Raw genomic sequence first — 20,093 nt, 5'->3', positions numbered from 1 at the left:
TTCTGATTAGGATTGAATGAATAATTGATTGATTTCTTGTTCTTGAGGAAGTAGAGTCATAAACGATATTTATTACATAATACAAAGATTAATTTATATGTTGTAGGTATTTTTATTAACAAAGGAAAAAAACAAGAGTTTTTGGTTTCAGTAAAGACAGTGACTAATAAGTACTAATTTGCATTACTTTAGTATGCTATAGATTGAAACTTCAAAACGAAAAAATCTCATTAAAATACATACAGTCTAGTTTTTAGTATTGAAAATGATTTCAATATATAATTAGAGGTATCCTTGCATCGATTCTTCTTTGAGGTATGGTCATAAAAAAAGCTCATCAAAATAAATTGATGAGCTTTTAAAAAAAACTGGCGGCGACCTACTCTCCCGCTTTCGCAGTACCATCGGCGCTAGAGGGCTTAACTTCTGTGTTCGGAATGGGAACAGGTGAGCCCCTCTGCTAAAACCACCCTAAATATGGTTTAATGTAACAATTTATCTTATGTAACAGTGTAACAATTAAATTGATACATCGTTAAATTATTATATTGTTAAATTATATTTATCGATAAAAACTTTCACAAAGAGAGAACCTTTGTTGCGCAACAAACGCCTGGGTTAGTGTAACCAATAGGCTATAAATCTACGGGTAATTAGTACTACTCGGCTATGACATTACTGTCTTTACACCTGTAGCCTATCAACGTCGTCATCTCCAACGACCCTTAAAAGATGTCTCATCTTGAGGCGAGTTTCGCACTTATATGCTTTCAGTGCTTATCTCTTCCAAACGTAGCTACTCAGCGGTGCACCTGGCGGTACAACTGATACACCAGAGGTTTGTTCAATTCGGTCCTCTCGTACTAGAATCAAGCCCTCTCAAACATCTAACGCCCGCAATAGATAGAGACCGAACTGTCTCACGACGTTCTGAACCCAGCTCGCGTGCCACTTTAATGGGCGAACAGCCCAACCCTTGGGACCTTCTCCAGCCCCAGGATGTGACGAGCCGACATCGAGGTGCCGAACCTCCCCGTCGATATGAGCTCTTGGGGGAGACTAGCCTGTTATCCCCGGAGTACCTTTTATCCTATGAGCGATGGCCCTTCCATACGGAACCACCGGATCACTATGTCCTGCTTTCGCACCTGATCGACTTGTAGGTCTCACAGTCAAGCACCCTTATGCCATTACACTCTACGCACGGTTACCAAGCGTGCTGAGGGTACCTTTGAAAGCCTCCGTTACTCTTTTGGAGGCGACCACCCCAGTCAAACTACCCACCACGCAATGTCCTTCTGAAAGAAGTTAGGCTCCAAGTAAGTAAAGGGTGGTATTTCAACGTTGACTCCACGAACACTAGCGTGCCCGCTTCATAGTCTCCCACCTATCCTACACATTACTTACTCAAAGTCAATACGAAGTTATAGTAAAGGTTCACAGGGTCTTTTCGTCCCATTGCGGGTAATCGGCATCTTCACCGATACTACAATTTCACCGAGCTCGTGGCTGAGACAGTGCCCAGATCGTTACACCATTCGTGCAGGTCGGAACTTACCCGACAAGGAATTTCGCTACCTTAGGACCGTTATAGTTACGGCCGCCGTTTACTGGGGCTTCAGTCAAACGCTTCGCTTACGCTAACGCCCTTCCTTAACCTTCCAGCACCGGGCAGGTGTCAGACCCTATACAGCATCTTTCGATTTAGCAGAGTCCTGTGTTTTTGATAAACAGTCGCCTGGGCCTCTTCACTGCGGCCACCATTGCTGATGGCGTCTCTTCTTCCGAAGTTACGAGACTATTTTGCCTAGTTCCTTAGCCACGACTCACTCGAGCACCTTAGGATTCTCTCCTCGACTACCTGTGTCGGTTTTGGTACGGGTTGCTTCACTTCGGCTTTTCTTGGAAGCGAGTTCACTACAGCAGCTTCGCCCGAAGGCTAGGCCTTGACTATTCCGTCAGTCTCCAGTAGCTACGTCACTCCGTCCCCTTTTTAGTGTGAGCAAGTATGGGAATATTAACCCATTGTCCATCCACTACCCCTTTCGGGTTCGCGTTAGGTCCCGACTAACCCTCAGCTGATTAGCATGGCTGAGGAAACCTTAGTCTTTCGGTGAGGGGGTTTCTCGCCCCCTTTATCGTTACTTATGCCTACATTTTCTTTTCTATCCGCTCCACAATACCTCACGATACTGCTTCGGCGCAAATAGAATGCTCCCCTACCAGATATAATTAATTATAAATCCATAGCTTCGGTAATATGCTTATGCCCGATTATTATCCATGCCGGACCGCTCGACTAGTGAGCTGTTACGCACTCTTTAAATGAATGGCTGCTTCCAAGCCAACATCCTAGCTGTCAATGCAGTCCAACCGCGTTGTTTCAACTTAGCATATATTTAGGGACCTTAGCTGTTGGTCTGGGTTCTTTCCCTCTCGGACACGGACCTTAGCACCCGCGCCCTCACTGCTGAGAAACATTTATTAGCATTCGGAGTTTGTCAGGAATTGGTAGGATTTGACTCCCCCGCATCCAATCAGTAGCTCTACCTCTAATAAACTTGTCTCAACGCTGCACCTAAATGCATTTCGGGGAGTACGAGCTATCTCCCAGTTTGATTGGCCTTTCACCCCTACCCACAAGTCATCCGAAGACTTTTCAACGTCAACCGGTTCGGTCCTCCACTTTGTGTTACCAAAGCTTCAACCTGCCCATGGGTAGATCACAAGGTTTCGCGTCTAATCCTACTAACTATGCGCCCTATTCAGACTCGCTTTCGCTCCGGCTCCGGACCTGAAGTCCTTAACCTCGCTAGTAAAATTAACTCGTAGGCTCATTATGCAAAAGGCACGCCGTCACACCATATAGGTGCTCCGACCGCTTGTAGGCGTACGGTTTCAGGTTCTATTTCACCCTTCTATTCGAAGTGCTTTTCACCTTTCCTTCACAGTACTTGTTCACTATCGGTCTTTCAGGAGTATTTAGCCTTGGAGGATGGTCCCCCCATATTCAGACAGGATTTCACGTGTCCCGCCCTACTCATTTATCATCCAAATATGCCTTTCAAATACGGGGCTATCACCCTCTATGGCTGTTCTTTCCAGAACATTCTTTTAAACATATAAAAACTTTTGGGCTAATCCGCTTTCGCTCGCCACTACTTACGGAATCTCTTCGATTTCTTTTCCTCCGGGTACTTAGATGTTTCAGTTCTCCGGGTTTGCTCCTCGCCTTACGGCGGGTAATACATCTTCAATGTATTGGGTTGCCCCATTCGGACATCTGCGGATCAATTCGTGTGTGCCGATCCCCGCAGCTTTTCGCAGCTTACCACGTCCTTCTTCGCCTCTGAAAGCCTAGGCATCCGCCATACGCCCTTAACGATTTCTTTCCTATTTTTAGGTTACTCAAGCGCTTGTTTGCGCTCGGTTTTCTCTTTGTGATGTCTTTACCGTTAATGTCAATGATCTTTTTGCTTTCTATTCGTCTGATGAACAATTGTTGTTGTTGGCTCCAATCGTAACTTTTAAATCAAACTCCTAAAACTGTGGAGAATAAGGGAGTCGAACCCTTGACCTCCTGCGTGCAAGGCAGGCGCTCTAGCCAGCTGAGCTAATTCCCCGCTAGGTGCTTCGGGTTTTAGGTTTTTTGTTTCGGGTTAAAACCCTCAACTTTAAACTCTAAACCTTAAACTTTAATTAGTAGTCTCGGGCAGGCTCGAACTGCCGACCTCTACATTATCAGTGTAGCGCTCTAACCAGCTGAGCTACGAGACTATTAAATAATTAATAATTAACAATTATTAATTAATAATTATCTCATTCCCTTTACTAATTTCTAGTGGGTTTATTTTTTATATAATCAACCGAGTAAAAAAACCAAAGCTTTTGTATAAAGCACTTTAATATTTTTTGACGTATAGTCTCTAAAATGAGATGTTCCAGCCGCACCTTCCGGTACGGCTACCTTGTTACGACTTAGCCCTAGTTACCTGTTTTACCCTAGGCAGCTCCTGTTACGGTCACCGACTTCAGGTACCCCAGACTTCCATGGCTTGACGGGCGGTGTGTACAAGGCCCGGGAACGTATTCACCGCGCCATGGCTGATGCGCGATTACTAGCGATTCCAGCTTCATAGAGTCGAGTTGCAGACTCCAATCCGAACTGAGACCGGCTTTCGAGATTTGCATCCAGTCACCTGGTAGCTGCCCTCTGTACCGGCCATTGTATTACGTGTGTGGCCCAAGACGTAAGGGCCGTGATGATTTGACGTCATCCCCACCTTCCTCTCTACTTGCGTAGGCAGTCTCACTAGAGTCCTCAACTGAATGGTAGCAACTAGTGACAGGGGTTGCGCTCGTTGCAGGACTTAACCTAACACCTCACGGCACGAGCTGACGACAACCATGCAGCACCTTGAAAAATGTCCGAAGAAGGATCTATTTCTAAATCTGTCATTTCCCATTTAAGTCTTGGTAAGGTTCCTCGCGTATCATCGAATTAAACCACATAATCCACCGCTTGTGCGGGCCCCCGTCAATTCCTTTGAGTTTCATTCTTGCGAACGTACTCCCCAGGTGGCTAACTTATCACTTTCGCTTAGTCTCTGAATCCGAAAACCCAAAAACGAGTTAGCATCGTTTACGGCGTGGACTACCAGGGTATCTAATCCTGTTCGCTCCCCACGCTTTCGTCCATCAGCGTCAGTTAAGACATAGTAACCTGCCTTCGCAATTGGTGTTCTAAGTAATATCTATGCATTTCACCGCTACACTACTTATTCCAGCTACTTCTACCTCACTCAAGACCTGCAGTATCAATGGCAGTTTCATAGTTAAGCTATGAGATTTCACCACTGACTTACAGATCCGCCTACGGACCCTTTAAACCCAATAAATCCGGATAACGCTTGCACCCTCCGTATTACCGCGGCTGCTGGCACGGAGTTAGCCGGTGCTTATTCGTATAGTACCTTCAGCTTTCCACACGTGGAAAGGTTTATCCCTATACAAAAGAAGTTTACAACCCATAGGGCCGTCGTCCTTCACGCGGGATGGCTGGATCAGGCTCTCACCCATTGTCCAATATTCCTCACTGCTGCCTCCCGTAGGAGTCTGGTCCGTGTCTCAGTACCAGTGTGGGGGATCACCCTCTCAGGCCCCCTAAAGATCACTGACTTGGTAGGCCGTTACCCTACCAACTATCTAATCTTGCGCGTGCCCATCTCTATCCACCGGAGTTTTCAATAATCAATGATGCCATCAATTATATTATGGGGTATTAATCTTCCTTTCGAAAGGCTATCCCCCAGATAAAGGCAGGTTGCACACGTGTTCCGCACCCGTGCGCCGCTCTCTCATTTCCGAAGAAACAATACCGCTCGGCTTGCATGTGTTAGGCCTCCCGCTAGCGTTCATCCTGAGCCAGGATCAAACTCTCCATTGTATGTTTGTTTGTCCTTATACTCAAACTCAATTTTAAATTGACGCTTTGGTTTTTTTTCCTTACTTGGTTGTTATATGTTATGTCAATGAACTTTGTTCTTTTCGCTTCCTCAGGATTCTTAATCTGTCATCTTGTCCCTGATTTGCGAGTGCAAAAGTAAAAAGTTTTTCCCAAACTACCAAAACTTTTTTGAAGTTTTTTTTTCGTAACCTCGAAAATTATTTTAGTATGTTCTTAACCCCTCTCCTGCGCCCCTAGATCTCTCGATTTCGGATTGCAAAGATAAGTAATCTTTTTATTCCTACAAGCTTTTTATTATTTTATATTCAATAATTTTATTCTCATTAAATACTCAATATCTATTAACCTGTAACTCCTGCGCTGCTTATCTCTCAAAGCGGTGGCAAAAATAGACTTTCTTAGCTCACCTCGCAAATATTAGCAAACTTATTTAGGTGAGTTTTTCTTATAACGCTGACTTGTAGGAAGTTTAATTTGGAAAATATACTCGATTATTATTATTGAAAGCATACTCGACATAAATAAAATATTCTCTGGAATATTTATCCGGACTTGGAATGAATCAATATTATTCAATATATAACAAAATATACCTTGAAAAAAGGAATTTTTATAACCCGTTAAAATTATTAGTCCTTAAATATTTAAAAATAAAAAATGCAACCCTTTCAGATTACATTCTTACATAATATTATTTTTCTAATACATTCCGATAATTCTTAGTTATCATTTTAAATAACATTGATTCTGATTAGGATTGAATGAATAATTGATTGATTTCTTGTTCTTGAGGAAGTAGAGTCATAAACGATATTTATTACATAATACAAAGATTAATTTATATGTTGTAGGTATTTTTATTAACAAAGGAAAAAAACAAGAGTTTTTGGTTTCAGTAAAGACAGTGACTAATAAGTACTAATTTGCATTACTTTAGTATGCTATAGATTGAAACTTCAAAACGAAAAAATCTCATTAAAATACATACAGTCTAGTTTTTAGTATTGAAAATGATTTCAATATATAATTAGAGGTATCCTTGCATCGATTCTTCTTTGAGGTATGGTCATAAAAAAAGCTCATCAAAATAAATTGATGAGCTTTTAAAAAAAACTGGCGGCGACCTACTCTCCCGCTTTCGCAGTACCATCGGCGCTAGAGGGCTTAACTTCTGTGTTCGGAATGGGAACAGGTGAGCCCCTCTGCTAAAACCACCCTAAATATGGTTTAATGTAACAATTTATCTTATGTAACAGTGTAACAATTAAATTGATACATCGTTAAATTATTATATTGTTAAATTATATTTATCGATAAAAACTTTCACAAAGAGAGAACCTTTGTTGCGCAACAAACGCCTGGGTTAGTGTAACCAATAGGCTATAAATCTACGGGTAATTAGTACTACTCGGCTATGACATTACTGTCTTTACACCTGTAGCCTATCAACGTCGTCATCTCCAACGACCCTTAAAAGATGTCTCATCTTGAGGCGAGTTTCGCACTTATATGCTTTCAGTGCTTATCTCTTCCAAACGTAGCTACTCAGCGGTGCACCTGGCGGTACAACTGATACACCAGAGGTTTGTTCAATTCGGTCCTCTCGTACTAGAATCAAGCCCTCTCAAACATCTAACGCCCGCAATAGATAGAGACCGAACTGTCTCACGACGTTCTGAACCCAGCTCGCGTGCCACTTTAATGGGCGAACAGCCCAACCCTTGGGACCTTCTCCAGCCCCAGGATGTGACGAGCCGACATCGAGGTGCCGAACCTCCCCGTCGATATGAGCTCTTGGGGGAGACTAGCCTGTTATCCCCGGAGTACCTTTTATCCTATGAGCGATGGCCCTTCCATACGGAACCACCGGATCACTATGTCCTGCTTTCGCACCTGATCGACTTGTAGGTCTCACAGTCAAGCACCCTTATGCCATTACACTCTACGCACGGTTACCAAGCGTGCTGAGGGTACCTTTGAAAGCCTCCGTTACTCTTTTGGAGGCGACCACCCCAGTCAAACTACCCACCACGCAATGTCCTTCTGAAAGAAGTTAGGCTCCAAGTAAGTAAAGGGTGGTATTTCAACGTTGACTCCACGAACACTAGCGTGCCCGCTTCATAGTCTCCCACCTATCCTACACATTACTTACTCAAAGTCAATACGAAGTTATAGTAAAGGTTCACAGGGTCTTTTCGTCCCATTGCGGGTAATCGGCATCTTCACCGATACTACAATTTCACCGAGCTCGTGGCTGAGACAGTGCCCAGATCGTTACACCATTCGTGCAGGTCGGAACTTACCCGACAAGGAATTTCGCTACCTTAGGACCGTTATAGTTACGGCCGCCGTTTACTGGGGCTTCAGTCAAACGCTTCGCTTACGCTAACGCCCTTCCTTAACCTTCCAGCACCGGGCAGGTGTCAGACCCTATACAGCATCTTTCGATTTAGCAGAGTCCTGTGTTTTTGATAAACAGTCGCCTGGGCCTCTTCACTGCGGCCACCATTGCTGATGGCGTCTCTTCTTCCGAAGTTACGAGACTATTTTGCCTAGTTCCTTAGCCACGACTCACTCGAGCACCTTAGGATTCTCTCCTCGACTACCTGTGTCGGTTTTGGTACGGGTTGCTTCACTTCGGCTTTTCTTGGAAGCGAGTTCACTACAGCAGCTTCGCCCGAAGGCTAGGCCTTGACTATTCCGTCAGTCTCCAGTAGCTACGTCACTCCGTCCCCTTTTTAGTGTGAGCAAGTATGGGAATATTAACCCATTGTCCATCCACTACCCCTTTCGGGTTCGCGTTAGGTCCCGACTAACCCTCAGCTGATTAGCATGGCTGAGGAAACCTTAGTCTTTCGGTGAGGGGGTTTCTCGCCCCCTTTATCGTTACTTATGCCTACATTTTCTTTTCTATCCGCTCCACAATACCTCACGATACTGCTTCGGCGCAAATAGAATGCTCCCCTACCAGATATAATTAATTATAAATCCATAGCTTCGGTAATATGCTTATGCCCGATTATTATCCATGCCGGACCGCTCGACTAGTGAGCTGTTACGCACTCTTTAAATGAATGGCTGCTTCCAAGCCAACATCCTAGCTGTCAATGCAGTCCAACCGCGTTGTTTCAACTTAGCATATATTTAGGGACCTTAGCTGTTGGTCTGGGTTCTTTCCCTCTCGGACACGGACCTTAGCACCCGCGCCCTCACTGCTGAGAAACATTTATTAGCATTCGGAGTTTGTCAGGAATTGGTAGGATTTGACTCCCCCGCATCCAATCAGTAGCTCTACCTCTAATAAACTTGTCTCAACGCTGCACCTAAATGCATTTCGGGGAGTACGAGCTATCTCCCAGTTTGATTGGCCTTTCACCCCTACCCACAAGTCATCCGAAGACTTTTCAACGTCAACCGGTTCGGTCCTCCACTTTGTGTTACCAAAGCTTCAACCTGCCCATGGGTAGATCACAAGGTTTCGCGTCTAATCCTACTAACTATGCGCCCTATTCAGACTCGCTTTCGCTCCGGCTCCGGACCTGAAGTCCTTAACCTCGCTAGTAAAATTAACTCGTAGGCTCATTATGCAAAAGGCACGCCGTCACACCATATAGGTGCTCCGACCGCTTGTAGGCGTACGGTTTCAGGTTCTATTTCACCCTTCTATTCGAAGTGCTTTTCACCTTTCCTTCACAGTACTTGTTCACTATCGGTCTTTCAGGAGTATTTAGCCTTGGAGGATGGTCCCCCCATATTCAGACAGGATTTCACGTGTCCCGCCCTACTCATTTATCATCCAAATATGCCTTTCAAATACGGGGCTATCACCCTCTATGGCTGTTCTTTCCAGAACATTCTTTTAAACATATAAAAACTTTTGGGCTAATCCGCTTTCGCTCGCCACTACTTACGGAATCTCTTCGATTTCTTTTCCTCCGGGTACTTAGATGTTTCAGTTCTCCGGGTTTGCTCCTCGCCTTACGGCGGGTAATACATCTTCAATGTATTGGGTTGCCCCATTCGGACATCTGCGGATCAATTCGTGTGTGCCGATCCCCGCAGCTTTTCGCAGCTTACCACGTCCTTCTTCGCCTCTGAAAGCCTAGGCATCCGCCATACGCCCTTAACGATTTCTTTCCTATTTTTAGGTTACTCAAGCGCTTGTTTGCGCTCGGTTTTCTCTTTGTGATGTCTTTACCGTTAATGTCAATGATCTTTTTGCTTTCTATTCGTCTGATGAACAATTGTTGTTGTTGGCTCCAATCGTAACTTTTAAATCAAACTCCTAAAACTGTGGAGAATAAGGGAGTCGAACCCTTGACCTCCTGCGTGCAAGGCAGGCGCTCTAGCCAGCTGAGCTAATTCCCCGCTAGGTGCTTCGGGTTTTAGGTTTTTTGTTTCGGGTTAAAACCCTCAACTTTAAACTCTAAACCTTAAACTTTAATTAGTAGTCTCGGGCAGGCTCGAACTGCCGACCTCTACATTATCAGTGTAGCGCTCTAACCAGCTGAGCTACGAGACTATTAAATAATTAATAATTAACAATTATTAATTAATAATTATCTCATTCCCTTTACTAATTTCTAGTGGGTTTATTTTTTATATAATCAACCGAGTAAAAAAACCAAAGCTTTTGTATAAAGCACTTTAATATTTTTTGACGTATAGTCTCTAAAATGAGATGTTCCAGCCGCACCTTCCGGTACGGCTACCTTGTTACGACTTAGCCCTAGTTACCTGTTTTACCCTAGGCAGCTCCTGTTACGGTCACCGACTTCAGGTACCCCAGACTTCCATGGCTTGACGGGCGGTGTGTACAAGGCCCGGGAACGTATTCACCGCGCCATGGCTGATGCGCGATTACTAGCGATTCCAGCTTCATAGAGTCGAGTTGCAGACTCCAATCCGAACTGAGACCGGCTTTCGAGATTTGCATCCAGTCACCTGGTAGCTGCCCTCTGTACCGGCCATTGTATTACGTGTGTGGCCCAAGACGTAAGGGCCGTGATGATTTGACGTCATCCCCACCTTCCTCTCTACTTGCGTAGGCAGTCTCACTAGAGTCCTCAACTGAATGGTAGCAACTAGTGACAGGGGTTGCGCTCGTTGCAGGACTTAACCTAACACCTCACGGCACGAGCTGACGACAACCATGCAGCACCTTGAAAAATGTCCGAAGAAGGATCTATTTCTAAATCTGTCATTTCCCATTTAAGTCTTGGTAAGGTTCCTCGCGTATCATCGAATTAAACCACATAATCCACCGCTTGTGCGGGCCCCCGTCAATTCCTTTGAGTTTCATTCTTGCGAACGTACTCCCCAGGTGGCTAACTTATCACTTTCGCTTAGTCTCTGAATCCGAAAACCCAAAAACGAGTTAGCATCGTTTACGGCGTGGACTACCAGGGTATCTAATCCTGTTCGCTCCCCACGCTTTCGTCCATCAGCGTCAGTTAAGACATAGTAACCTGCCTTCGCAATTGGTGTTCTAAGTAATATCTATGCATTTCACCGCTACACTACTTATTCCAGCTACTTCTACCTCACTCAAGACCTGCAGTATCAATGGCAGTTTCATAGTTAAGCTATGAGATTTCACCACTGACTTACAGATCCGCCTACGGACCCTTTAAACCCAATAAATCCGGATAACGCTTGCACCCTCCGTATTACCGCGGCTGCTGGCACGGAGTTAGCCGGTGCTTATTCGTATAGTACCTTCAGCTTTCCACACGTGGAAAGGTTTATCCCTATACAAAAGAAGTTTACAACCCATAGGGCCGTCGTCCTTCACGCGGGATGGCTGGATCAGGCTCTCACCCATTGTCCAATATTCCTCACTGCTGCCTCCCGTAGGAGTCTGGTCCGTGTCTCAGTACCAGTGTGGGGGATCACCCTCTCAGGCCCCCTAAAGATCACTGACTTGGTAGGCCGTTACCCTACCAACTATCTAATCTTGCGCGTGCCCATCTCTATCCACCGGAGTTTTCAATAATCAATGATGCCATCAATTATATTATGGGGTATTAATCTTCCTTTCGAAAGGCTATCCCCCAGATAAAGGCAGGTTGCACACGTGTTCCGCACCCGTGCGCCGCTCTCTCATTTCCGAAGAAACAATACCGCTCGGCTTGCATGTGTTAGGCCTCCCGCTAGCGTTCATCCTGAGCCAGGATCAAACTCTCCATTGTATGTTTGTTTGTCCTTATACTCAAACTCAATTTTAAATTGACGCTTTGGTTTTTTTTCCTTACTTGGTTGTTATATGTTATGTCAATGAACTTTGTTCTTTTCGCTTCCTCAGGATTCTTAATCTGTCATCTTGTCCCTGATTTGCGAGTGCAAAAGTAAAAAGTTTTTCCCAAACTACCAAAACTTTTTTGAAGTTTTTTTTTCGTAACCTCGAAAATTATTTTAGTATGTTCTTAACCCCTCTCCTGCGCCCCTAGATCTCTCGATTTCGGATTGCAAAGATAAGTAATCTTTTTATTCCTACAAGCTTTTTATTATTTTATATTCAATAATTTTATTCTCATTAAATACTCAATATCTATTAACCTGTAACTCCTGCGCTGCTTATCTCTCAAAGCGGTGGCAAAAATAGACTTTCTTAGCTCACCTCGCAAATATTAGCAAACTTATTTAGGTGAGTTTTTCTTATAACGCTGACTTGTAGGAAGTTTAATTTGGAAAATATACTCGATTATTATTATTGAAAGCATACTCGACATAAATAAAATATTCTCTGGAATATTTATCCGGACTTGGAATGAATCAATATTATTCAATATATAACAAAATATACCTTGAAAAAAGGAATTTTTATAACCCGTTAAAATTATTAGTCCTTAAATATTTAAAAATAAAAAATGCAACCCTTTCAGATTACATTCTTACATAATATTAAATAAATTTTAAAACCTGTAGCCAAACGAGATACCCGATCTTACGCCCAACCACTTAGAATCTAAATCAATCACCGCTCCATTGGCATTCGTCATTACCTTATAATCAAATAAACTGATATCTAAATCCTCAATATCTTGTTTTAACTGGTTTTGTTCATAAGAGGTGAGCGGCCTTGCAGATTTACCAGTAATCGTTCCCGTTGCACCGCCGTAGTGACCTCCGATAAACCAAACATCCAAAACCCAATTGTCTTTTCTACCTAACAGCCATTGTGCACCAATCATTAAACCCACATTATTGGAATTTGTCTTTCCAGTGAATGCAATTGGAATTTTTTCTCCTGAAACCGCCGGATCTTCCGATCTATAGTTATAGGTTAGATTATCTATGTTAAAATGAGAATATCTATAATAGGGAGCAATATAAAAACCGTGACCGTAACCACGACCTAAATAAATTCTAGGTTCTAAAGTAAAATTGCTTCCACCCATTTTTATATTATTGATATCCTCGTCTTTGATATACTCATCAACCAAAGGAACCTGACCTGTAGGAATGAATCCATAGGAAACCTGAACTCCCATTCGTTTTGTAATCGTTCTCTCGTAAGCGAATTGATAATTCCTAAATGCAATAGAAGTCAGGTTGACTTTTATTAGATTTCTTTTTTTATCTTGATTATCAGCATCTACTTCTTGAGATTTTGCAACAAATGAACAAATGAATACCAGTGCAAATAATATCTTATTCATAACCTTTAGTTTTTACCAAATATATAAAATAATTGAATTATGAATAAAAATTATATTTAAACTATTTTGACTCTAAATTTGAAAAATAATTTTCGAGTTCACGTCTTTGTTTTGTTGTCAAATTAGCATTGGGATGATAGCCAATATAAGAAGGGAGTGGCATTTGAAGGTTATGAACCGAACTTATGGTCTTCTCGATGGCACTTTGCTTAAGATCTTTATTGTAAGTTCCCCACTCAGAAAAGTTGAGACGCTCACGACCTTCATTGATGTGATCTTTTATTGTCCACGAGATTGGAGCAACATAAGCATAATTAGGATATTTGACTTCATTGGAATGACAATCGTAGCAGGCATTTTTCAAAATCGATTTGATATTCTCCGGCGTTTTATAAATATCAACAAAATTATCGCGTTTATCAACAGCTTTGTTTTCTCTATCAACAGGAATCAATTGTATTGCTACAAAAACAACAGCTATCCAAAAAATTATCTTTTTCAATTCGTCGGTTGTTCATCTAAAGTTACATCCCAATTTTCATTGATTTCCCACATCGGACGGATATTAATCTTAGTCATAGCATCTTTGCTTCCTGATTTTTTGAACAGATAAGCATCTTCTGCCAAAGTCTCATCGGCAAAATTGGAATTATCCCAAGTTCCGTTTCCATTATTATCAACTAAAATCCTCAGTTTATAAGAAGCTGGTTTTAGATTGACAAATTTAACTTCCGACTGATCTGTATATCTTTGGTAAACCACTTCGTTTTTATCATCCAAAAGTTGAATCCAAAATTTCTGATTCGGTAAATTGATAATACGAGCCGTAAAACTTCCGAATTCTTCAGGTTTTGCCACCTCAAAATCAAAACGAACACTTTCACTGGAACGATTGAAGTACGAAACCACTGTATTTTTAGGAACCGTTAATTGATATTTTTTTCCTATGATGAAATTAGATTTTACAATCACTTGCGTTGAGTCTAATTCTGAAATACTTGCTGTGAAGTCCTGAGCAATACTATCCGACTCCAGTTTCCAGTTTTCCGGCTGGATTCTATTAATAATATAATTGGATGAAAATCTAAAGTCCGTTTCCGGCGCCAATTTATTAGAGAACGGATTGGCAATTGTCATTTCATCCTTCGCAGGTTTTTTATAAAAAACGGAAACAGTGTCTTGTTTGGAATTTGTATCATAAGAAAATTTGAGATTCTCACTGACTGTAGCTCCGATGTTTTCTTTCGCAGCATCAAACCAAATCCTTACAGAATCCGACCTTAGTTTATGTGTGACTTTATAATCCGCAGGTTTTTCGCCAACTCTTTTTACAATTACTTTTTCAGGATTACCTTCGAAAGCCATAACAATACCACCAACGGAAGCCGTCATTTCTTTATATCTGATTGCTTTCTTGGATGGAAAAATCCTAAGCTTCATTCCGGAAATACTCGACTCAAGATTAATTTCCTGTTTTTGAAAAGCAATACTTTCCTTTCCTAAATCGTAAATGGAATTATTATTTTCATCATCAAAACCAATAATTCTATATTTGCCTGGTGTAAGATAATTCAGCTCAAAATAACCATCCGGATCCGCTTTCGTTATATAGTAAGGTTTCTGACGGTAATTCATCGTGTCTTTCAACTGATAAAGTCCAATCACGAGATTTCGATCTTTTCCTTCTGAGTTTTTTTCATTACCCAAAGCATCAGAAATGGTTCCGCTGATGTAAGTATCATCCAGTTTTTCTCCTGTAGAAAAGGCAAAATTGAAATAAGGCAAAGGATTACTCTCGTTAAGATCAACTACCGAATTTCCAAAATTGAAATTATAAGTCGTATTGGCCTGCAAAGTATCTTTCCATTCTATCTCCAGATATTTGTTTCCCATAGAAGAAGGAATAATCTTGGTATACTGAATTGGAGGCGAAATAATGAGGTTTTTACTTACGTCCTTCAACATAATATACTCATTAAAATCAATTCTCAGTTTTTTGAGATTTCTTGAAACGTTGATTCTTGTCGTATCGATATTTGATCCTATCATCTTTGGTGGAATAGAATCTTTGTTGCCACCAACCGGCGAACCCACCCTGGCACAACTTACCAAAACCAACGATGCAAAAAGCCAAAGAAGAAACTGCTTCATTATTAAATTATGATGTTAGATTTTAGAAATTGTACTAAAATCAATTTTACTTAAGCGCAAAAATAAGCAAACTTTGAGACAAAATGCTTTCGTGAATTGGAAAGTAAGTTAAATTGGAAATAAAAAATGAGTTTTAAAATTAAAACTCATTATAGATGTACTTCAGAATATCTTTATCCGTTTCGGTTATTGCGATTTTTCTACGTTCCATTGCTTTTTCTGCAACCTCATAAGATTTTTCCAGCTTGAATTTCTCATCGCCTTTCATTCCGCCCCAAGAAAAACTATCAACCAAGTTTGGCGGAAAACCAGACTTGAAAATATTAGCTGCAACACCAACAACCGTTCCTGTATTCAGCTGTGTATTGATAGCTGTTTTGGAATGGTCGCCCATTATCAATCCGCAAAATTGCAAACCTGTATCGAGGAATCTTTTCTTTTTGTAATTCCAAAGTTTTACCGAAGCGTAATTATTTTTTAGGTTTGACGAATTGGTATCCGCACCCAGATTACACCATTCTCCAATCACAGAATTACCAACAAAACCATCGTGGCCTTTGTTTGTATATCCGAAAATCACAATATTATTAACTTCTCCACCAACTTTTGAATGTGGACCAATCGTGGTTCCGCCATAAAGTTTGGTTCCCAGATTAATTTTAGAATCTTCGCAAAGTGCTAGTGAACCACGGATATTAGAACCTTCCATAATCTCGGCATTTTTTCCGATGTAGATTTTTCCGGTTTTGCAATTGAGTGTTGAGAATTCTATTACAGCACCTTCTTCTATGAATAGATTTTCGCTGTCGCCTATAAAACCATTAGTTGAAGACAATTCCTGAGAAGCTCTACCTTCCGTCAATAATTTGAAATCATAATCGATGGCTTTATCATTATAAGAAAAGATGTCGGTTGGTTTCTCGATGAAAAACAATTTCTCGTGAATATCTGTCATTTTATTGATTTGATTCAATGAGAAATTCTCCATATTGATGTTGGCAACCAAAACTTCGTTTTCATAAACCAGAGCTTCGCCAGGCTGCAATTCCTTGATTTGTTTCAAAACCTCATCAGACGGGAAGAAATTCGGAACAATAAACAAACTTTGTTTTGGTTCTGGCTTTTTGAATTTGTCCTGAAGATAATTTTCTGTAATGTAGAAAACCTCATCAATATCAAGCAAATTTTTCCATCTTTCGGAGAAAGTCAGGATTCCCATTCGCATTTCTGCAACTGGTCTTGTAAAAGTGAGTGGAAGAAAATCTTCCCAATATTGTGCGTCGGAAAATACTAATTGCATAAATATGGATGTTAGATAATGGAAGCTGGATGAGACATCTGACATAGGACATCAAACTTCCAGCATCTGAAGGCAAAAATAATAAAAAAAGCCTCTCGGAAATCCGAAAGGCTTTGATATTTGTACAAATTGACTAAGATTACTTAGCGAATTTTTTGTATTTGTTCATAAACTTATCAACTCTACCAGCAGTATCAACTAATTTAGTTTTACCTGTGTAGAAAGGGTGAGAAGTAGAAGAAATTTCCATTTTGATTAATGGATATTCAGTTCCTTCGAACTCAATAGTATCTTTTGTATCAGCAGTAGATTTGCAAAGGAACATCTCGTCGTTGCTCATATCTTTGAAAACTACCAATCTATAATTTTCTGGGTGTATGCCTTGTTTCATTGTTTCAGAAGTTTTAAAATTTGTTATAATATGAGCAGTGGACTAATGGATCCGACAACTCTGGTTTTGAGGATGCAAAAATAGGAATTATTTTTTATTCTGCAAATATTTATTCAGAAAATCAAAAAATAATACCATCTTAAAAAGATATTAACTTATTTTATAATTTTTATCAATTTTATACCAATAAACAAATATTTGTATTGCATCTATAAAATTCTTTATATACTTTTATCCCAAACTAAAATTATATAAAAACTTATGGCAATCTTAACTCGTGAGAATTATACCACTGCTATTAAAAGCTGGGCGGAAGTAAAATCAAATTATTCTGAAATCCAAAACGTTCTATCACCTGAACAGGTTTTTATCTTAACCCGTGAACAAATCGAATGGTTTGATAAGGAAAATGAAGAAGAAACTTATTTTCGTGCAGATATTGGTGTTTGGGAAAACAAATTAGCTCTAATTTTAACGCCAAGAACAAGCGCTGGTGATGTGAAAACTTTAGATAATTATGAATATGCGCCTCTACAATTTCTTGAAAGCGATCTTACCCTAAAACAGACCAAAACTTATACTGTAACCAGTACTTATACCCTGACAAAAGATTTGAGCAAAGGGAAAGAAGATTCTGACATTGATTTTCCAATTATGGACAAACCTGTAACAGGACAGCTCAAAGCCGTAGACGAAATAGAGTCCTGGAAAGAAAATGCAATGGATTATTTGCAAAGAGAATCTCTGGAGTTCAAAGGACAAAGGATTTTCCAAAGTTTCTATATCCCAAAAGCGGACTTATTACACGATAAAGAAAAGATGCACGATGTTGTTTGTGTTTTTGGTTTTAAATATTCTGAAGTTTATCAGAGATTATTGGCTACAATAATTTTCGTTAGCAATGAATTGGGAGCAAAAATTGGTACTCCTGGGGCTGTATATGCAGTACAATCTGATCCATCTAATACTTATGATTGGACAAAGCCGTGCCCACCTGTTTGCTTGACCCCATAATCTAATGGAGCAATTCTCATTAATTTCAGGAATGGTATCTGTTATCTTATTAACAAGTGCCTTGATAATTGCGATAATTAAGTATAAAAATCTAACTCAAAATGAAAAATGGTATAGCTATTATATCATTTTCATTTTTTTTATTGAGTTCATATCATATTTAGTTCTTCCTTTATTAAAAATTAAATCCAATTCATTCTTATATCCAATCTATATTGCTGGAGAATTTTTTACAGTCACAGGTATATTTATAAAAAAATTAAATTTGGAAAAAAACGCTTTTATCTTAACCGGATTATTAAGCTTATTTTTTTTAATTGGAGACAAAATTTTGATCCCGTTTCAATATAATAATGATTATTCTAAAGCAATATCAAATATTATTATTATAAGTTTGATTGGATACTCATTGATTCAGGATATTAAAAATGTGAGAATCAAAAATTCTTTTCAAATTATAGATAAAGTATTTTTTCTATATTTTATAGTAAGTATATTTATTTTTATGTTGCAACATCAGCTTGTTGAGTTACCATTAGAATATTTTTCTACTGTATGGGTTATTAACAATTTAATGATTTGTATTGTATACGCATTATTCATTAAAACATTTTTACAATTAAAGAAGTAAAACTCAATATCATTTTTCTTGTTGTACTGATTCTCGTTTTGATAATCATCATATCTTTTATGCTATTAGCTTACAAAAGCTTTATCCAAAGAATTATTCAGGAAAAAGATCTGCAATTTGAAGCAGAGATGGAACATCAAAAAGAACTGACATTAGAAAATATCAAAGGACAAGAGGATGAAAGAAAAAGAATAGCAGTTTCTGTCCACGATGATATTGGAAATCGTTTGAATATCCTTTCTCTTTGGCTCAATAACCTGGAACCGGAAAACCAAGAAGCTTCCAAAAAAGTGATTACCTCACAGATTACTGAACTGATAGATTCAACAAGAAATATTTCTCACTCACTTTATCCTGTGAATTTGGAAAAATTGGGACTGGTTTTGTATTTACAGGAATTGGTAACCAATCTGTCTCATAACATTAATCTAATATTGAATATTGATTACAAGTATGAAAAGAAAGATAATTTCTCAGAAGTTCAGATTTACAGAGTCATTCAGGAATTTACAACCAATGTTATCAAACATTCTAATGCTGATGAAGTGATTGTTTATATCAGAAATCATGAAAAATATCTGACGATGATTTTGTCTGATAACGGACAAAGTTTTGATTATAGCAAAGCCAGCAAGGGAATGGGACTTAAAAACATAGAGTCCAGGATAACTTCTGTGAAAGGTTTCTACAAATGGAAAAACACAATTGGAAAAGGAAGCCGTTTAATTATTAATATTCCTAATTAATCTAAGATGAGTGAAAAAATCAAAATAGTTCTTGTTGATGATGAACAGCTGATTCTGGAAGGTGTGAAAATGCTGCTTTCTACTAAAGAGAATCTTTCCGTGGATTTTATGGCAACAAGTGGCGCAGAAATATTAGCCCATTTGGAAACACTTGAAGAAGATAGTTTTCCGGACATTGCGATGGTAGATGTTCAGATGAAACCAATGGATGGTTTTGAGTTGGTAGAAATTCTGAAAAAAAATTATCCCAATCTTAAAATCATTATTCTTTCTTCCCATTATAAAAGCAGTGTTTTGGGCTACATGATAAAATTAGGTGTTTCAGCTTTTCTTCCAAAGAATTCCAGTAAAACGGTTTTTATAGAGGCTATAGAAGCTGTTAACAAGAATGGGATGTACTTCACAAAAGAAGATCATCAGATGTTAGGCACTTATCTTAATTCCCCTGCGCGCAAAAAGTCGCTTTTCGATAACGAAGAAACATTAACCGCTCGTGAAATAGATGTGGTGAAACTAATTTGTCAGGAAAAAACCAACCAACAAATTGCAGACACTCTTTTCCTAAGTCCCAGAACTGTAGAAAGTCACCGCCAAAGAATTCTTGATAAAATTGGAGCGAAAAATACTGTTGGAATTGTTATTTATGCGGTTGTCAACGACATCTATTCAGTTCCTATTAAACTTTAATTTAAAATTCAGTATTTATACGCTATTCCAATTTCCACTTTTGTG

At 39.8% G+C, this 20,093-nt stretch carries 9 protein-coding genes, 4 tRNA genes and 6 rRNA genes; 4 read left to right on the top strand and 15 right to left on the bottom strand.

Annotated features, from left to right (window positions below):
* Positions 1-366: 366 nt before the first annotated feature.
* The 15 genes from rrf (KI430_RS14810) to KI430_RS14740 form a co-directional block, all read right to left on the bottom strand.
* Positions 367-474 (bottom strand): 5S ribosomal RNA (gene rrf, locus KI430_RS14810).
* Between the two features lie 159 nt (positions 475-633).
* Positions 634-3,392: ribosomal RNA gene (locus tag KI430_RS14805) — 23S ribosomal RNA — on the bottom strand.
* 157 nt (positions 3,393-3,549) lie between these two features.
* Positions 3,550-3,623, bottom strand: a tRNA-Ala gene (locus KI430_RS14800).
* A gap of 80 nt (positions 3,624-3,703) precedes the next feature.
* A tRNA-Ile gene (locus KI430_RS14795) sits at positions 3,704-3,777 on the bottom strand.
* A gap of 152 nt (positions 3,778-3,929) precedes the next feature.
* Positions 3,930-5,446, bottom strand: a 16S ribosomal RNA gene (locus KI430_RS14790).
* A 1,132-nt stretch (positions 5,447-6,578) separates the two neighbouring features.
* Positions 6,579-6,686 (bottom strand): 5S ribosomal RNA (gene rrf, locus KI430_RS14785).
* A gap of 159 nt (positions 6,687-6,845) precedes the next feature.
* Positions 6,846-9,604: ribosomal RNA gene (locus KI430_RS14780) — 23S ribosomal RNA — on the bottom strand.
* Between the two features lie 157 nt (positions 9,605-9,761).
* A tRNA-Ala gene (locus KI430_RS14775) sits at positions 9,762-9,835 on the bottom strand.
* Positions 9,836-9,915: 80 nt separating this feature from the next.
* Positions 9,916-9,989, bottom strand: a tRNA-Ile gene (locus tag KI430_RS14770).
* 152 nt (positions 9,990-10,141) lie between these two features.
* Positions 10,142-11,658 (bottom strand): 16S ribosomal RNA (locus tag KI430_RS14765).
* Together the 16S, 23S and 5S rRNA genes with 4 tRNA genes alongside form the textbook arrangement of a ribosomal RNA operon.
* A 723-nt stretch (positions 11,659-12,381) precedes the next feature.
* The gene (locus tag KI430_RS14760) at positions 12,382-13,128 is read right to left on the bottom strand and encodes a DUF3575 domain-containing protein (protein ID WP_248875706.1); all 747 of its coding nucleotides are present in this window, start codon (positions 13,126-13,128) and stop codon (positions 12,382-12,384) included.
* A 61-nt stretch (positions 13,129-13,189) separates the two neighbouring features.
* Positions 13,190-13,630 carry a heme-binding domain-containing protein gene (locus KI430_RS14755; protein ID WP_248875705.1) on the bottom strand — a complete coding sequence of 147 codons (441 nt, stop codon included), beginning with the start codon at positions 13,628-13,630 and terminating at the stop codon, positions 13,190-13,192.
* A complete protein-coding gene (locus KI430_RS14750) occupies positions 13,627-15,279 on the bottom strand; it encodes an Ig-like domain-containing protein (RefSeq protein WP_248875704.1) in 1,653 nt (550 codons plus the stop codon). Before KI430_RS14750 ends, KI430_RS14755 begins: the two co-directional genes overlap by 4 nt.
* Before the next feature lie 139 nt (positions 15,280-15,418).
* The gene (locus tag KI430_RS14745; protein ID WP_248875703.1) at positions 15,419-16,579 is read right to left on the bottom strand and encodes a GlmU family protein; all 1,161 of its coding nucleotides are present in this window, start codon (positions 16,577-16,579) and stop codon (positions 15,419-15,421) included.
* Positions 16,580-16,718: 139 nt separating this feature from the next.
* Positions 16,719-16,970 (bottom strand): type B 50S ribosomal protein L31, encoded by a 252-nt coding sequence (locus KI430_RS14740; protein ID WP_116037167.1) that lies wholly within the window; start codon positions 16,968-16,970, stop codon positions 16,719-16,721.
* Between the two features lie 261 nt (positions 16,971-17,231).
* Here KI430_RS14740 and KI430_RS14735 point away from each other — a divergent pair, with 261 nt between their 5' ends.
* From KI430_RS14735 to KI430_RS14720, 4 genes are read left to right on the top strand one after another with little or no spacing between them, the layout of a single operon-like run.
* On the top strand, positions 17,232-17,984 hold the full coding sequence (locus KI430_RS14735; RefSeq protein ID WP_248875702.1) for a hypothetical protein: 753 nt from the start codon (positions 17,232-17,234) through the stop codon (positions 17,982-17,984).
* Positions 17,985-17,988: 4 nt separating this feature from the next.
* Positions 17,989-18,615, top strand: a complete 627-nt coding sequence (locus tag KI430_RS14730) for a hypothetical protein (RefSeq protein WP_248875701.1) — start codon at positions 17,989-17,991, stop codon at positions 18,613-18,615.
* 59 nt (positions 18,616-18,674) lie between these two features.
* A complete protein-coding gene (locus KI430_RS14725) occupies positions 18,675-19,361 on the top strand; it encodes a sensor histidine kinase (RefSeq protein WP_248875700.1) in 687 nt (228 codons plus the stop codon).
* 6 nt (positions 19,362-19,367) lie between these two features.
* Positions 19,368-20,048: a response regulator transcription factor gene (locus KI430_RS14720; RefSeq protein WP_248875699.1), complete on the top strand. Its 681-nt coding sequence runs from the start codon at positions 19,368-19,370 to the stop codon at positions 20,046-20,048.
* Positions 20,049-20,093: the final 45 nt, after the last annotated feature.

Origin of the sequence: Epilithonimonas zeae, from assembly GCF_023278365.1 — a bacterium.
In the GTDB taxonomy this organism is placed as follows: domain Bacteria; phylum Bacteroidota; class Bacteroidia; order Flavobacteriales; family Weeksellaceae; genus Epilithonimonas; species Epilithonimonas zeae_A.
Note: the sequence above shows the minus strand (reverse complement) of the source record. Positions and strands in the feature narration are given on the sequence as shown.

Coding starts and splice junctions, on each gene's coding strand:
- KI430_RS14760 (WP_248875706.1), bottom strand. CDS start 13,128: ATGAATAAGATATTATTTGCACTGGTATTCATTTGTTCATTTGTTGCA.
- KI430_RS14750 (WP_248875704.1), bottom strand. CDS start 15,279: ATGAAGCAGTTTCTTCTTTGGCTTTTTGCATCGTTGGTTTTGGTAAGT.
- KI430_RS14745 (WP_248875703.1), bottom strand. CDS start 16,579: ATGCAATTAGTATTTTCCGACGCACAATATTGGGAAGATTTTCTTCCA.
- KI430_RS14740 (WP_116037167.1), bottom strand. CDS start 16,970: ATGAAACAAGGCATACACCCAGAAAATTATAGATTGGTAGTTTTCAAA.
- KI430_RS14735 (WP_248875702.1), top strand. CDS start 17,232: ATGGCAATCTTAACTCGTGAGAATTATACCACTGCTATTAAAAGCTGG.
- KI430_RS14730 (WP_248875701.1), top strand. CDS start 17,989: ATGGAGCAATTCTCATTAATTTCAGGAATGGTATCTGTTATCTTATTA.
- KI430_RS14725 (WP_248875700.1), top strand. CDS start 18,675: ATGCTATTAGCTTACAAAAGCTTTATCCAAAGAATTATTCAGGAAAAA.
- KI430_RS14720 (WP_248875699.1), top strand. CDS start 19,368: ATGAGTGAAAAAATCAAAATAGTTCTTGTTGATGATGAACAGCTGATT.